The 14,815-nt window shown below is 62.9% G+C and carries 14 protein-coding genes; 7 read left to right on the top strand and 7 right to left on the bottom strand.

Annotated features, from left to right (window positions below):
* Window positions 1–3 precede the first annotated feature (3 nt).
* From AC0L2D_RS16885 to AC0L2D_RS16855, 7 genes are all read left to right on the top strand, one after another.
* Entirely contained in the window at window positions 4–276 is a 273-nt protein-coding gene (locus tag AC0L2D_RS16885; protein WP_473541592.1) for a hypothetical protein, read from the top strand.
* On the top strand, window positions 273–1,823 hold the full coding sequence (locus tag AC0L2D_RS16880; protein ID WP_473541591.1) for a hypothetical protein: 1,551 nt from the start codon (window positions 273–275) through the stop codon (window positions 1,821–1,823). Before AC0L2D_RS16885 ends, AC0L2D_RS16880 begins: the two co-directional genes overlap by 4 nt.
* Window positions 1,820–2,713: a terpene synthase family protein gene (locus AC0L2D_RS16875; protein WP_473541590.1), complete on the top strand. Its 894-nt coding sequence runs from the start codon at window positions 1,820–1,822 to the stop codon at window positions 2,711–2,713. The genes AC0L2D_RS16880 and AC0L2D_RS16875 overlap by 4 nt, the downstream gene beginning before the upstream one ends.
* Before the next feature lie 88 nt (window positions 2,714–2,801).
* A complete protein-coding gene (fni, locus tag AC0L2D_RS16870) occupies window positions 2,802–3,851 on the top strand; it encodes a type 2 isopentenyl-diphosphate Delta-isomerase (protein ID WP_473541589.1) in 1,050 nt (349 codons plus the stop codon).
* A 1,113-nt stretch (window positions 3,852–4,964) separates the two neighbouring features.
* Window positions 4,965–5,168, top strand: a complete 204-nt coding sequence (locus tag AC0L2D_RS16865) for a CsbD family protein (protein ID WP_013533227.1) — start codon at window positions 4,965–4,967, stop codon at window positions 5,166–5,168.
* 539 nt (window positions 5,169–5,707) lie between these two features.
* On the top strand, window positions 5,708–6,031 hold the full coding sequence (locus AC0L2D_RS16860) for a hypothetical protein (protein WP_013533226.1): 324 nt from the start codon (window positions 5,708–5,710) through the stop codon (window positions 6,029–6,031).
* 70 nt (window positions 6,032–6,101) lie between these two features.
* Entirely contained in the window at window positions 6,102–6,527 is a 426-nt protein-coding gene (locus AC0L2D_RS16855) for a c-type cytochrome (RefSeq protein WP_473541588.1), read from the top strand.
* Here the strand turns inward: AC0L2D_RS16855 and AC0L2D_RS16850 are convergent.
* The 7 genes from AC0L2D_RS16850 to AC0L2D_RS16820 form a co-directional block, all read right to left on the bottom strand.
* Window positions 6,499–7,869 carry a c-type cytochrome gene (locus tag AC0L2D_RS16850; protein ID WP_473541587.1) on the bottom strand — a complete coding sequence of 457 codons (1,371 nt, stop codon included), beginning with the start codon at window positions 7,867–7,869 and terminating at the stop codon, window positions 6,499–6,501. The two genes, AC0L2D_RS16855 and AC0L2D_RS16850, sit on opposite strands and share 29 nt — an antisense overlap.
* Window positions 7,870–7,970: 101 nt before the next feature.
* Window positions 7,971–8,312 (bottom strand): hypothetical protein, encoded by a 342-nt coding sequence (locus tag AC0L2D_RS16845; protein WP_063170140.1) that lies wholly within the window; start codon window positions 8,310–8,312, stop codon window positions 7,971–7,973.
* A 1-nt stretch (window position 8,313) separates the two neighbouring features.
* Window positions 8,314–8,916: a cytochrome c oxidase subunit 3 gene (locus AC0L2D_RS16840; protein ID WP_473541586.1), complete on the bottom strand. Its 603-nt coding sequence runs from the start codon at window positions 8,914–8,916 to the stop codon at window positions 8,314–8,316.
* The gene (gene ctaD / locus AC0L2D_RS16835) at window positions 8,913–10,853 is read right to left on the bottom strand and encodes a cytochrome c oxidase subunit I (protein ID WP_013533221.1); all 1,941 of its coding nucleotides are present in this window, start codon (window positions 10,851–10,853) and stop codon (window positions 8,913–8,915) included. Before ctaD ends, AC0L2D_RS16840 begins: the two co-directional genes overlap by 4 nt.
* Window positions 10,850–11,926, bottom strand: a complete 1,077-nt coding sequence (coxB, locus tag AC0L2D_RS16830) for a cytochrome c oxidase subunit II (RefSeq protein ID WP_063170142.1) — start codon at window positions 11,924–11,926, stop codon at window positions 10,850–10,852. Before coxB ends, ctaD begins: the two co-directional genes overlap by 4 nt.
* A 152-nt stretch (window positions 11,927–12,078) precedes the next feature.
* Window positions 12,079–12,960 carry a cytochrome c oxidase assembly protein gene (locus AC0L2D_RS16825; protein ID WP_127369992.1) on the bottom strand — a complete coding sequence of 294 codons (882 nt, stop codon included), beginning with the start codon at window positions 12,958–12,960 and terminating at the stop codon, window positions 12,079–12,081.
* Window positions 12,961–13,054: 94 nt separating this feature from the next.
* The gene (locus AC0L2D_RS16820; RefSeq protein WP_473541585.1) at window positions 13,055–14,809 is read right to left on the bottom strand and encodes a thiamine pyrophosphate-dependent enzyme; all 1,755 of its coding nucleotides are present in this window, start codon (window positions 14,807–14,809) and stop codon (window positions 13,055–13,057) included.
* Between the last annotated feature and the right edge of the window lie 6 nt (window positions 14,810–14,815).

Below are 14,815 nucleotides of genomic sequence, written 5' to 3'. Positions count from 1 at the left end.
CGTGTGGCGCTGCGATCGGCCGGCGGCAGCTGTGCATCCTGCGCCTGTGTCCGAGTCCGCGGCGATGGTCAGGGGTTGCCCAGCGCGGCCGCAGCGCACAGCGTGCTGCGCGCAAGCCTATTCGGCGGACCGGCGCCGGCATTGGCGCGCGTCCCCGCGCCGAGGGCGGCCGTCCGGCTGCACATGCGCCATCCCGCGATGGACTGCGGCGAGGTGCGCAGCGTCTGCCCGATCGTGATTCTCGTCAACCACCTGCAGAAGGAATATGCCGCGTGAACGCGCTGTCCGAACAGATCCTTTCCGAACTGCGCCATCTGCTGAGCGAGATGAGCGACGGCGGCAGCGTCGGTCCGTGCGTCTACGATACGGCGCGTGCTCTGTATTTCCACGGCAATGTCACCGGTCGGCAGGACGCATACGCGTGGCTCATCAGGCAGCAACAGGCCGATGGCGGATGGGGAAGCGCGGACTTCCCGCTCTTCCGCCATGCGCCCACGTGGGCGGCGTTGCTGGCATTGCAGCGTGCCGATCCTCTTCCCGGGGCTGCCGACGCAGTCCAGACTGCAACTCGATTCCTCGAGCACCAGCCCGATCCTTATGCGCATGCGGTGCCAGAAGACGCGCCGATCGGCGCGGAGCTGATTCTTCCGCAGTTGTGCAGCGAGGCCGCATCCTTGCTGGGCAGCGTGGCGTTTCCGCGCCACGCTGCGCTGTTGCCGTTGCGGCAAGCGCGCCTGGTCAAGCTGGATGCCGTGGCGACGTTGCCGAGCGGCCATCCGATGCTGCACTCCTGGGAAGCCTGGGGCACCTCGCCGACCGCCGCATGCCCGGATGAGGACGGCAGCATCGGCATCAGCCCGGCGGCTACCGCTGCGTGGCGTGCGCACGTTGTGACACAGGGAAGCACGCCGCAGGTCGAGCGCGCCGAAGCGTATCTGCAGGCGGCATCACGAGCGACGCGCAGCGGCATCGAAGGTGTCCTTCCCAACGTCTGGCCTATCAATGTGTTCGAGCCATGCTGGTCGCTGTACACCCTGCATCTGGCCGGGCTGTTCGCGCATCCCGCGCTCGCAGAGGCGGTACGTGTCGTCGTCGCGCAGCTCGACGCACGCCTGGGGGCGAGCGGCCTCGGCCCGGCCTTTCACTTCGCGGCCGATGCAGACGACACCGCCGTTGCGTTGTGTGTCTTGCGCCTTGGAGGCCGCGACGTGTCAGTCGATGCGTTGCGCCGTTTCGAAATCGGCGAGTTGTTCGTCACCTTCCCAGGCGAGCGCAATGCATCGGTGTCGACCAACATCCATGCCCTGCATGCGTTGCGCATGTTAGGAAAGCCCGCCGCCGGCACAAGCGCCTACGTCGAGGCCAATCGCAATCCGCACGGTCTATGGGACAACGAAAAATGGCACGTTTCCTGGCTGTATCCTACCGCGCATGCGATCGCTGCGCTGGCGCAAGGCAAGCCCCAGTGGCGCGACGAACGCGCGCTGGCGGCGCTGCTGCAGGCGCAGCGCAACGACGGCGGCTGGGGCGCCGGTCGCGCGTCCACATTCGAGGAAACCGCCTATGCGGTGTTCGCATTGCACGTGATGGACGGAAGCGGAGAGCCGACAGGAAGCCGGAGCATCGCGCAGGCGGTGGGGCGTGCACTGAAGTGGATGCTCGCCCGCTATACGGCGCATGCGTTGCCGCAGACGCCGCTGTGGATCGGCAAGGAACTGTATTGCCCCACCCGGGTCGTGCGCGTGGCCGAACTCGCCGGGTTATGGCTGGCGCTTCGTTGGGGGCGGCGCGTTCTAGTCGAGGGACGAGGAGTGGCGCCATGATCCAGCCCGAACGCGCGCTGTCGCAGGTGCTTGAGTGGGGGCGTTCCCTGACCGGGTTCGCCGACGAGCATGCCGTCGAAGCGGTCAGGGGCGGTCAGTACATCCTGCAGCAAATCCGCCCGAGCCTGTACGACACCGGCGCCCGCACTGGCCGCGATCCGCAGGACGAAACTCTGATCGTGGCGTTCTATCGCGAACTGGCGCTGCTGTTTTGGCTCGACGATTGCAACGACCTTGGCCTGATCGCGCCGGAACAGCTCGCTGCGGTGGAGCAGGCACTGGGGCAGGGCGTGCCGTGTGCACTCCCCGGATTCGAGGGCTGCGCTGTGCTAAGAGCTTCGCTGGCCGCGCTCGCCTATGATTGTCGCGACTATACTCAGCTTCTCGACGATACCCGGTGCTACTGCGCGGCGCTGCGCGCCGGAGACGCGCAGGCGGCAAGGGCGGAACGCTGGTCCTACGCCGAGTACCTGCACAACGGCATCGATTCGATCGCCTACAAGAACGTGTTTTGCTGCCTGTCGTTGTTGTGGGGGCTGGACATGGCGACCTTGCGCTCTCGTCCGGCGTTTCGCAAGGTCCTGCGGCTCATCTCCGCGATAGGGCGCCTGCAGAACGATCTGCATGGACGCGACAAGGACAGGTCGGCCGGCGAGGCCGAGAACGCAGCGATCCTGCTGCTGCAGCGCTATCCGGCTATGCCCGTGTTGGAGTTCCTCAACGACGAGCTGGCCGGCCATACGCGCATGCTGCACCGGGTGATGGCGGAAGCACGCTTACCCGTGCCGTGGGAACCGTTGATCGAGGCTATGGCAGCTATCCGCGCGCAGTACTATCAGACCTCGGCTAACCGCTACCGCTGCGACGCAGGCCAGGATGAGCCGTTCTGAACGCGCGGGAGGCGGCGGCGTGCGCGCGCTGCCGTCGGTCCGATCCAACGACGCAACAGCATCGCCCGATGCGACTCATGGAGCGAGCATGAACGACACCGCCCTGAGCCAGCGCAAGGACGACCATCTTGACATCCTGCTGGATCCGCGAACGGCGCCGGCCACAGTCGCCGCCGGCTGGGAGGACATCAGTTTCGCACACTGCGCATTGCCCGAGTTGGACCTAAAGCAGATCGACCTGCGCGCATCGCTGCTGGGCAAGACCATGCGCGCGCCGCTGCTGATCAGCTCCATGACCGGCGGCATGCCGCGCGCCGAGACGATCAACCGGCATCTGAGCGAGGCAGCGCAAGCCTTGGGTATCGCCATGTGCGTCGGTTCGCAGCGCGTGAGCCTGCAATCCCGCAACTCTCAGGGGCTGACGCGCAAGTTGCGCCGCCTGGCCCCAGACATTCCCTTGCTGGCCAATATCGGCGCCGCGCAACTACGCGAGGCCGACGGGCTGGACTTGGCGCGCCGGGCGGTGGATGCGCTGGAGGCGGATGGACTCATAGTCCATCTCAATCCGCTGCAGGAAGCGGTACAGCCGGAGGGCGACCGCGACTGGCGCGGCGTCCTGGCGCAGATCGCTCGCGCCGCGCGCAGCGTGGGCGTGCCCGTCGTGGCCAAGGAAGTGGGGTCCGGCCTGTCCGCGTCGGTAGCTTCTGCGCTCGTGGAGGCGGGCGTGGCAGTGATCGATGTCGCCGGCGTCGGCGGCACCAGCTGGGCCGCGGTGGAGGGCGAGCGCGCCCGCGATGCCGCCGATCGTGCAGTGGCGATGGCGTTCGCCAATTGGGGGATTCCGACCCCGGCCAGCGTGCAGGCGGTACGTCGGGCGCTTCCAGCGGTGAAGCTGATCGCGTCGGGCGGAATCCGCGACGGTGTCGACGTGGCCAAGGCCATCCGCCTGGGCGCGGACATCGCCGGGCAGGCGGCCGGCGTGCTACGCGCGGCGACGGTGTCCACCGAGGCGGTTGTCGCGCATTTCGAGATCGTCATCCGCCAGTTGGCCGTCGCCTGCTTCTGCACCGGCTCGGCTGATCTGGCGGCGTTGCGTCAGGCGCGCTTGTTGCCCTTGGCGCGTCCGCCCGCCGGTTGATGCCGGCATCACCCGCACATTACGGCAGGGCGCCGAGGCGCTAACACGATGGTGAGAGGTCTCGACGCGCCTGTCGAGCAGACGATGCGCCTATTCACGTGTTCGACGACTGTCTTACAGTTCAGGTTACAATCGCGCTTCTTCGAAGACCGACGCTCAGGCCGCAAGTCTTTCCGTCGGTGCGCCACTCATGCCCGTGTTCCCCGTCTTTCAAGCAAGGGGGCCGCAAAAACCTCTCCTGGCATGCCGGTTGCAAAGATACCGTAGAGGACCCGCACGACTACGGCGGTCTTGCAGTCCTTACGCCCGGAGTTCGATACGATCAAATCGATGCCACAGACCTGCACCGTTCAGTCCATCCCTTGACCTTCATCCGCGTCGCCTGGAAGCACCGAGCGGGACCGCTCGTGCCTGAGCCGTGCTCGGCAAGCTGGCCAGCTTGCCGACGACCGATCGCCGCGTTCAAAGTCGCCGAACACGTTTTCCCCAGACTCGGCTCTGCAGCACCGACCGACCGTACTGGGACCCTCGAATTCGGAGCCGGCGTGCGGACCATGGCAATCGCTGCTCATTCGTGAAATCTTGCGAGCTGAGCCGGCTGGGGCACGCGCAACGCGGCGATAAATGATGCAGTCAAAAGTGTGCATGCCGCACGAGCGGCCAAATTGTTATAGCCTTTTCAACAGCGTAGAAATCCGACGGTATTTTAGACGGTAATTTGGAAAATGTCCACAAATTTTAGATGTAAAATCAAATAGTTAGAGTGTCAGTTGATGATTGAGTGGGAGTAGGGGGATTAGGCGGCGATGGTGTGTTGTCGCCTCCGCTGGAGTTAGCGCTGATTGCCTGACAGCACTCAAACGTGATCGGGCACGAATGTAAAGCATCGTCGGAGCCGTTTAGAGCCTTGGCATATGACGTGCAATACGCGGGTTTGAGCGAGCGACGATGGCTCGGCTGAAAGTTGGCTCGAACGTACTTTGCGGACCGCAAGGGGCGATAACTTCTGGCAACCGATTCGGCATCGGGCAGCACGTTGGCTGTTTCCAGGAACATCCTTGACTGGATTGCGTTTCCTATTCCGGACCTTTCCAAAACAGGGAGAACGGTGTCATGGACTGGAACCGCGTGGAAGGAAACTGGAAACAGGTGAAAGGCAAGGTCAAGGAGCAGTGGGGCAAACTCACCGATGACGACCTTGACCGCATCGCCGGCAAGCGCGATCAACTCGAAGGCAAGATCCAGGAGCGTTACGGCATCGAAAAGGACCGCGTGCGGCGCGATGTCGACGATTGGTACGGGCGGCAGGGTTGGTAGGCATGTGAGCCCCGGCTGTGGCCATTCCAGGACGCGGCCCAACAGTCCGGCAGGACCATGCGGGCGCTGAGCCTTGTCGTCGGTTGAGTTTTGCAGCAAGGATTTCGTACTGTGGCTGAAAATATCTCTCGCAAGCAGGAGCAACGGGGGACAAGAAGAATTGTCACGTGGGCGATCGCAGTTGTCGCCGTGATTTTTCTTGCTCTACTGGCTATATTCGTGTTCGGCCCGTTGCTATGACTTTCATGGCGATGATTGAGCTGTCTCCGATCCGGGGATGATCGGGCATTGGTCGGGGACGCGGGCAGCGGCCACCAGTGAGCAACTATGCTTCAGGCGAGGGCATGCGGCCAGCGCTGCTTCCGCGGCCGGACGACGCCAAGGCGGCGCACCTATATCGACCGCCGTCGCGCGGCTAGCCGGTCTGCAGTGCCGGCACAAAAACCTGCTTCACAAGAATCTTGCTGAACACGATTTCGCCGGGAACATATCAGGAAACGATTGGTTTGGTGGCGGTACACCCAACCAGGAGATCCACCATGATCGTCAAACTTCTGTCCGCCGCTGTGCTCGCGCTCACATTGGCCACATCGGCAGTGGCACAGTCGAACAGTTCCGGCTCCAACAGCGGTTCTGGCTCGAACGACGGCACCGGCGCTACGTCTGGAAATACCGGCGGCAACAGCGGCACCGGCTCTGGAACGTCCGTGAATCCTTCCGATCCGAGCACTACAAATTCGACAAATTCCACAACGAAATCAGGTGGTATGACTGACCGCTGCAAAGATTCGGCAGGCAACGACATCGACAACAACACCGCGACCGGCACGACAACATCGAATGTGCAGAACTGTAATAAATGAGCCGGCTCCTCAATCCGTTGCCGGACCAGTGCTTCGGCAGCGCATTGAGCGCTGAGAGCGGTAAGCGCAGATGAACCGGCAGGCCGCCAAGCAAGCGCCGCCCCGATTCTGGTGGTTGGCAGGAGCATCATCGGCTGTCGTCATCGGTTTTGCCGTCTTTGCCAGCGGTTTGGTTCGCAGCAACAGTCTGCGAGAAACCACGCTTGTGCAGGCGATCGGCGGCGACCCTCAACGAGCCATCCCGGCCATGATCCGCAACGGCTGTGGCGGATGTCACGAAATCCCGGGGGTGCCCGGCGCCCGTGGTACCGTCGGTCCCTCCCTGCGGGGCGTCGTCGAAAGAGGATATATCGGGGCATCGCGAGCCAGCCCGGATGCGATGATGCGCTGGATCAGCAGAGCGCGGGACGTAGACCCGAACACGGCCATGCCCAATACAAATCTGTCGCCTCAAGAGGCGCGCGACATCACCGCCTATCTCTATGCGCGGACATGAGGCGCACTGAACTGGTCCGACGGCGCAGGCGCCTTGCCAGCAGAAGCAGCAGCCCAGGCATCAACACGGCGGCGCACGCCACAAGTGATTGAGCCGCCAGAACCATGATTGTCTGGCCTGTTGTCGAGCCGGCCCGCATCTGGCGTATATCGGCCGCGGTAACGCTGACGTCGGGATTTCCGAACCGAGCGGTGACGTAATTTGCAAGGGCTGCCACCTGGCCATCGTCCAGCCAGCCGCCGAAGGCCGCCATCGATTTACGCCCCGCCACGTCGCCAGCTTTGACGCCTTCAAGGATGGTCATGGCGACATCCTCGGGCGTGGCCGCGCCGGGGGTGCTGTTGCGGGTCAAGGACGGATAGGATCCGTCTGACGATCCGCCTCCGTTCGCCCCATGGCACGTCGAACAGAGCGATCGATAGAGATCATCGCCGGCTGCGGTCCCGCTGCCTTGCGTCATCCCTTCGGTTCCAGCATCGCCGTCGACCGTGGCCGCGTTACCCCATGAGAACCGCGGCTGCTTTTCGTCTCCCGATTGGGCGGGCACGTCCCTGAGATAAGCGACGATGGCCTGGATATCGTCATCGGAAAGATGTTGCAGGCTGTTCATGACCGTTTCCGCCATCGGCCCGCCGGCATAAGCCTTCCCGGGCACTGCGCCGGCTTTGAGAAATCGAGACAGCTCTTCGTTGCTCCAGCCGCCGACGCCTGCGATCTTGTCGCTGGTGATGTTGAAGGCCTGCCAGATGCCGGCGGTGCCGCCGGCAAGCTTGTGGTCTTCATCCATGCCGAACGTCGCATTCCTTGGCGTGTGGCAGGCACCGCAGTGGCCGAGCACCTCGACCAGGTAGGCTCCCCTGTTCCATGCGGCGGTCCGGTTCCGATCGGGCGTGAAACTGCCGGTATGCAGGTTCGCGAGCTTCCACAGCGCAACTGTCCAGCGCTGGTTGAATGGAAAAGGCAGGATGTTTCGCGGCTGCGGCTGGGAGATCGGCGGCTGCGCCAGGAGGTAGGCCCGGATCGCAAGCACGTCCTCGCGGCTCATCGCGGCGAAGCTGTCATAGGGCATGGCGGGATAGAGATCGGCTCCATCGCGCCTGATACCTTTCCGCACGGCCCGCACGAACTCGTCCGCGGAGTAGCGTCCAATGCCCGTGTCAGGATCAGGTGTGATGTTGGTCGAGTATACGTCGCCGAAGGGTGTCGGCACGCGATAGCCTCCAGCGAACGGGCGGCTCGGATTGGACGTGTGGCAGCCGATGCAGTCGGCCGCTCGGGTAAGGTATTCACCCTTCTGGATTTCGCTCGCCCGCAGCTCAGTGCAAAGCGCCAACGATGCCAAGACGAGCGCGACCGCCCGGGAGGTGACGGCCGGGAATGGAATGCCCGCGGCAGGCCAAGGCGGGCACCGGCGGACGGCCAATCTCCGGGTCTTTGACCTCGTCACAGTTCGCACCCGCTGAAGATCAGCCCTGCCATCAGCTGCGCCAGCAAGATGAGCGTGAACAGCGCCCCGATGCCCACGGAAGTCCTTGCAAGGAATGCGCGCGTGCGCGCCTTCCGGGGCGGAACCGTACCATGTCCGCGGTCATGAACGGCGTGCCACGACAGCAGCGCGCCTGCCAGGGCGACCGCGGCGCCTATCAACGAGAACAAGGCAGTGGGACGAAAGCCGGCATGGCATTGCCAGGATGCAATCGAATAATCGAGCTGCAGCGTTATTGCCCACGCAACTGGTCCGCTGACCAGGCCTGCCCAGGAAACGCCGGTACGGATCGCCTGCATCTCACATCCTCGGAGCCCAATAGATAACAAGATAGAGCACGACCCATGAGACGACGACGAAGTCCCAGTAGAAGGCGTTGTCCGAGACGTCGCTGAAGCGGCGGCCTGCCTTGCCTTTTTGCGTGAACATGAGAACCGCCAGGACGATCGTGTCGCCGACATCGGTAAGGAGATGCGTCGTATGCAGCCCGAGCAGGAACCAGACGATCGATCCGTAAGCGTTCTGATCCCAGGAAATCCGCAGAGCCGGAAATTCCCAGATGCGAACGATCAGCGGAAGAATGCCGACGATCGACATGACGACCATGCCAAGGCGAACTTTCGCCAGGTCCTGGCGACGTGCCCAAACCTCGATCATGTGGTTGGGCACGACGCTCACAACCAGAATAACCAGTACTGCCGTCCCCGGCAGCAGATCTGGCGCAGGGGCTCCAATGGGCCAATGCCGGGCCAGCACGGCCAGATAGAAGTAAGTGCCTATCGCCAAGGCAAAACCGGTTGCCTCGAGGGCAATGAAGGCAAGGGTTCCCCACCACATCGGGCTCGCTGACCCGAAATCGTATGTGGGCAGGTGACTGACGTCGGCGACGGGGCGGTGCCTCATTCCTCGTCCTCCGGTTCGCCTTTCGGCCAAAACCAGCAGATGAAGCCGATCGAAACCGGGATCGCTCCCCAGACCACCGCCCACGGCGTGTATATCGAACCGAGAAATGCGCCGCCGACTGCGATGGCCGACAGCAACGGCCAGATCGAGTTGTCAGCCGATGGTACCCTTACTTGCGGCATCGCATCGGCGACCGTGCCGGCGAGCACCTCGCGGGCGTCGACACGCAGACCTTCGACCACTGGGAGCACATCGGGCTCGGCCCAAAGCGGTTCGCGGTGAGTTACCACGGGCAGCCGCGAAAAATCGTAGGAGGGCGGCGGCGACGTCGTCGCCCATTCGAGCGTGCTCGCGCCCCAGGGATTGCCTCCTGCAATGCGGCCGTTGCGGAGGCTGAGAAAGAGATTCAGGAAGAAAAGCGCGAAGCCCGCGAACACCACCAGCGAAGAGAGGCTGATGAAGAGGTTCATCTCGCCCCAGCCGCTCGCCGGCGGATACGTATAAACGCGGCGCGGCATGCCTTGCAGACCGAGAATATGCATGGGGAAGAAGGTGAGATTGAACCCGAGGAAGACCAGCCAGAAATTCCAGCGGCCGAGCCTCTCGGACAGCATGCGTCCGGTGATCTTGGGAAACCAGTAATAAACGGCGCCGAGCAGGGGGAAGACGGCGCCCCCGACCAGCACATAATGGAAATGGGCAACCACGAAATAGGTGTCGTGCACCTGCAGGTCGAGCGGCACCGAGGCGACCATGACGCCGGTCAGGCCGCCGATCACAAAGGTGAAGATGAAGCCGAGAACGAAAAGCATGGGCGTGGCGAAGATCGGCCGGCCGCCCCAGATCGTCGCAATCCAGCAGAAGATCTGAACGCCGCTCGGAATGGCGATCATCATCGAGGAAGCGGTGAAGAAGCTCTCGCCGAGTTGCGGCAGGCCGGTAGCGAACATGTGGTGCACCCACAGGCCGAAGGAAAGAAAACCGATCGCGATCAACGACAGCACGATCCCGAGATAGCCGAACACCGGGCGGCGAACGAAGGTGGGCAGGATCGCGGAAACGAAGCCGGTCGCCGGAATGAAGATGATATAGACCTCGGGATGGCCGAAGAACCAGAACAGATGCTGCCACAGCAGTGCATCGCCGCCTGCTGCGGGGTCGAAAAATTTTGTGCCGACCAGGCGGTCGAGGATCAGCATTGTGCTCGAGACCATCACGGCCGGCATGGCGAACAGGATGACGAAAGCCGTAACGAGGACGGACCAGACATAGAGCGGGATGCGGTCGAGCGACATGCCGGGGGCGCGTTGTTTGAAAACTGTCGCGATGATCTCGACCGCTACCGCGAGCGCGGACACTTCGGTATAGGTCACCATCTGCGCCCAGAAATCGGGGCGCTTGCCGATGCCATATTCGGGTCCGGCGAGCGGCACGTAGGAAAACCAGCCGGCATCCGCACCGGTTTCGAAGGCGAAGGCGATCCAGATCATCAGCCCGCCGGAAAGATAGACCCAGTAGCTGAATGCATTGAGCCGCGGAAAGGCGACATTGCGAGTGCCGATCATCAGCGGCACCAGGTAAATGGCGAAAGCTTCCATCACCGGCACGGCAAACAGAAACATCATCGTCGTGCCGTGCATGGTGAACAGCTGGTTGTAGAGATCGGGACCGATATGGCCGGCCTCAGGCTGGGCAAGCTGGAAGCGCATGGCGAGCGCTGACAGACCCGCAAGGATGAGAAACAGGAAAGCCGTCACGATATAGCGCCGTCCGATCAGCTTGTGATCGACCGTGACCAGCCAGCCGTAGAAGCCTTTCGGCGTTCGCCAGGCATGCGCCAGAAAGGCGCGCAGTCTCACCTCTTCGAGACCGGTGTCACGGATGCCTTTCAGGGCCTCCTGAGTGTGCTCGGCCGGCTTTCCCGCAAGGCCACTCATTCGAGGCTTCCGAGATAGGTGACGACCGCGTTGAGATCGTCGGCGCTAAGGGCAATGCGCGGCATCTTGGCGCCGGGCTTTATCGACTGTGGATCGGCGATCCAGGCGGCGAGCGCGCCAGGGGTCATGGCGAGCGTATCCGCGGCCAGTGCGCGTCGGCTGGCGAGATGAGTTAGGTCAGGTCCCACCGTTCCGCTGGCAGGCGTGCCTCTTATCGTGTGGCAGAGCGCACAGCCGGTGGACAGAAATGCCTGTTGGCCGCGGCGCTCTTCGTCGCCGCCAGGCGCGGATGCGACGGCGTTTTGCCTGGATTGCCATGCTTCGAACGCTTCGCGGCTTTCCGCGATGACGGTGATGGCCATATGGGCGTGCTGATAGCCGCAGAATTCGGCACACTGGCCACGATAGATGCCGGGCTTATCGGCGACGAGTGTGAGCTCACTCGGCCGGCCCGGAATGAGATCGCGCTTGCCGGCAAGGTTCGGCACCCAGAAGCTATGAATGACATCGAGCGAATCGAGTTCGACCTTGACCGGTTCGCCAACCGGGACATGGATTTCATTTGCCGTGACGATCGATTGGGACCGATCATCTCCGGGATACCGGACCTCCCACCACCATTGGTGCCCGGTGATGCGCACGGCAAGCGTTTCCGTTCCACTCAGCGAAGCAATGGATTTGCCGGCGAAAAAACTCGCTATCGTCATCATGACGAGCACCAGAACGGTCAACGCAATGGCGCTGCCGACAGCGCGGGTAAATCGGCGCTCCTGACGAGAATCGATCTCGAGCGGCGAGCGCGTTGTCTCGGACAGGCGACGACGCAAAAGCGCTGCCGCCAGGATCAACATGACAAGCAGCCACGTGGCCACTGCGATTGCGCTGAAAGACCAGATCAGATCAAGGATTCTCCGGGCATTCGCACCATGTGCATGGAGGGCCGATTGCTTGTCGCCGCATCCTGCCAAGGCCAATATCGGCGCTGCGCTGATCGCCCTCAAACGCCGTTGCGCGGCCGTTCCCTGAACGGTGCCAGGCAAGATTTGCCTAGGACATGTGGGGGCAAGCGACATTCGCGGTCGTGTCAGCCTGCGAGAGCTGGCCAACGGACTCATGCACCTCGCCATGAAGGATCCACCATCGTTGCCAAGGCCATAACGCGGCTGACTGAAAAAGGATGCTTGGCAACACCGCCCGGCTGAAAACCGACGCGAAGCGGTGCGGGTTAGACGATGCGCAACTGCTGGAAAGCCTGTTGCCGCCGACCGCTCGTTTGAATCCAGAGAGCGACCAGGAGCAGTGCGGCCCCGCCATAGATCAGGCCGGCGGGAATCCACATGATCAAGCCTGCAAGTTGCTGGTCCTCGAGCGGGTTGAGCCCCCATAAATCCGAGCCGATCGCATTATCCGGATACCACAGCCTGGGCGAGACGACGAGCAACACCCCGAGCAGCCCGGTGTGGAGGGAGGTGAAGAAAAGATGCATCACGGCATTGCCGCAAGCCTGCTCGCGGCCAAGGCGAGGCAGCAGCACCCACCAGAACAAAAGCCCGCTACCGAGGAAACTCGCGTGCTGGGCATAATGCAGGAAGCCCTGCTGGAGGGCAGCCTCGAACAGCGCCGGGACATGCCAGATCCATATCGCGGCTCCGTGCAGGACGGTCGCGACCACAGGACGGCTGATGAACGCCCAGACCGCCCGAAGCGCATTTGCATGTCCGGCCGCTCCGAATATCTGGCGCAGCTGTACCGGCAGGGCCCACATCATCGCCGCCGTCGGGCGGGAGGCAACCAGCAGAGGCGCTGCGACCGCCATCAGCAATTCGTGCTCGATCATGTGCGCCGCAAACACATGTTCGCCCAATGCATGGATCGGGCTTACAAGGGCGAACGCCAGGACGGACCAGCCGGCAGCAAACAGCAAGGCCTGCCGGGATCGCAAGCGACGTCCACGTCCGCTCCGTCGCCACAGCCGGCCAGCGCCGGCAACATACAGCAAAAGGATTGCCGCCAGTGGCAATGTGATGGGTAGCGCCAGAGTCCAACCAGCCTGCGGAGCGCCGTTGCCATAGCAAATCGAGGTCGAAAAGAGCGCGTCGAAGCTCATGATCCGCATCCGTCACCCGGAAGAGCGCGGGTTCATCTGGAAAGATTCGGAATGAAGCCACTGAGGCGCGCTGTTCCACCTCCCTGCGCCGCCTCTAGGCATCCATCATCGATTTCGCCGGCTCACGGGCGATATTTTCTTCTATGCGTTCGTGTCCCGGCGTCCGCGGCAGGGCCTGGCGGAAGTTCTTGGCGTAGTCTGCCGGCATTTTGGGCGGCATCAGCGGCTCATAGGCATCTACCAGCGCTTCGATCACGACAGGGCCTTGCGTGGCGAAAGCCTGGTCGAGAACCGTCTCGATCTGATCGGGCCGCTCGATGCGAAAACCCTTTGCGCCCATTGCTTCTGCCGCCTTGGCAAAATCGATCGGCTGCAATTCGCAACCGAATTGCGGGTTGCCCAGAAACATCATCTGCTCCCAGGCGATCTGATTGAGCATGTTGTTCTTGATCACCAGAACCTTCAGCGGGATCTTGTAGCGCACCGCCGTCGAGAATTCGCCGAGCTGCATGGCAAAGCCGCCATCGCCGACGATGGCGGCAATCGGTCGACCGGGAAACGCTATGCCGGCAGCGATGGCGTAGGCCAGACCGCAAGCCATCGACGCCAGTGATCCGGACACCCCGAATGCCTGGCCGCTGCGAAGATCGACATGGCGGGCGGCCAGCTCCGTATTCTGACCGGAATCCGTGGCCAGCACTGTGTCGTCGGCCAATCTTTGTCCGAAAGCCCGGGCAATCGCTTGTGGCTTCAATGGTTGCGCCTGCATGTCTTCCGACTGCCGCATCATCTCGCGCCATTTTCTCATGGTCTCCTGGGAACGGCGCAGGAATTCATCCGAGGGCTTTTGCGTCAGGCGCTGGTTGAGCGCGCGCAATGTCTCGGCCGCGTCGCCGACGAGGCCGGCCTCGACCGGAAAGCGCAAGCCGATCCGTTGCGCATCGCAGTCGATCTGGACGCCACGGGCCTGTCCGGGCTGCGGGTAGTATTCGATGTAGGGGAAGGTCGAACCGACAATCAGCACCGCGTCACAGCTCTCCATCGCCTCTTGCGAAGCCAGGGTTCCAAGAATGCCGATCCCGCCGGTGGTGTAGGGATGGTCGTCCGGCAGCACCGCCTTGCCCAGCAAGGCCTTCGCGACAGGCGCCTGCAGCAGGCGCGCCGTATGTTCGAGTTCGGCTGCCGCGCCGATGGCGCCGCGTCCGGCCAGGATCGCAACCCGCGAAGCGTCATTGAGAATGGCGGCGGCTTTGTCGAGCTCAACGTCCAGCGGTACGCTGTGACCGGCGAACATATCCTGCGGCGTGTGCGCCGGGCGATTGCGCTTGGAGCGCTTCGACGGATCACGCTCCTGCTCCTGGATGTCGCTGGCAATCGAAAGATGGGCGACGCCCTTGCGCGCCAGCGCGGTTCGACAGGCAAGGCTGGCGACGTTTTCCATATGCGCGGCGTCGGCAACATGGGCGTTATAAACGGAGACATCGTTGAACACGCGCGTCAGATCGACATCCTGTTGCGTGAACGTCTCGATCAGATCGTGGAACTGCATGCCCGTAATCGCCAGCACTGGAGCCTGGTCGAGCTTGGCGTCGTAGAGGCCGGTCAGAAGATGTGTTCCGCCGGGGCCGGACGTCGCAAGGCACACGCCCAGCTTTCCTGTCCACTTGGCATATGCACATGCCATGAAGGCAGCCGACTCTTCATGCCGGACCTGAACGAAGGCAATTTTGTCGCGCCGCGTCCGCAACGCTTCCATGACGCCGTTTATGCCGTCTCCCGGCAAGCCGAACACCACCTCCACGTCCCAGGCGGCGAGTGTGTCGATCAGAATTTCTGCTGCATTCGGCATGTCAGG

Source organism: Mesorhizobium sp. WSM4833, assembly GCF_055811095.1.
This window is presented reverse-complemented; position numbering and strand designations above follow the sequence as displayed.

What these genes read in the sequence shown, in the direction of transcription:
- AC0L2D_RS16875 (WP_473541590.1), top strand. Translation starts at nt 1,820, where the DNA reads ATGATCCAGCCCGAACGCGCGCTGTCGCAGGTGCTTGAGTGGGGGCGT.
- fni (WP_473541589.1), top strand. Translation starts at nt 2,802, where the DNA reads ATGAACGACACCGCCCTGAGCCAGCGCAAGGACGACCATCTTGACATC.
- AC0L2D_RS16865 (WP_013533227.1), top strand. Translation starts at nt 4,965, where the DNA reads ATGGACTGGAACCGCGTGGAAGGAAACTGGAAACAGGTGAAAGGCAAG.
- AC0L2D_RS16860 (WP_013533226.1), top strand. Translation starts at nt 5,708, where the DNA reads ATGATCGTCAAACTTCTGTCCGCCGCTGTGCTCGCGCTCACATTGGCC.
- AC0L2D_RS16855 (WP_473541588.1), top strand. Translation starts at nt 6,102, where the DNA reads ATGAACCGGCAGGCCGCCAAGCAAGCGCCGCCCCGATTCTGGTGGTTG.
- AC0L2D_RS16845 (WP_063170140.1), bottom strand. Translation starts at nt 8,312, where the DNA reads ATGCAGGCGATCCGTACCGGCGTTTCCTGGGCAGGCCTGGTCAGCGGA.
- AC0L2D_RS16840 (WP_473541586.1), bottom strand. Translation starts at nt 8,916, where the DNA reads ATGAGGCACCGCCCCGTCGCCGACGTCAGTCACCTGCCCACATACGAT.
- ctaD (WP_013533221.1), bottom strand. Translation starts at nt 10,853, where the DNA reads ATGAGTGGCCTTGCGGGAAAGCCGGCCGAGCACACTCAGGAGGCCCTG.
- coxB (WP_063170142.1), bottom strand. Translation starts at nt 11,926, where the DNA reads ATGTCGCTTGCCCCCACATGTCCTAGGCAAATCTTGCCTGGCACCGTT.
- AC0L2D_RS16825 (WP_127369992.1), bottom strand. Translation starts at nt 12,960, where the DNA reads ATGAGCTTCGACGCGCTCTTTTCGACCTCGATTTGCTATGGCAACGGC.
- AC0L2D_RS16820 (WP_473541585.1), bottom strand. Translation starts at nt 14,809, where the DNA reads ATGCCGAATGCAGCAGAAATTCTGATCGACACACTCGCCGCCTGGGAC.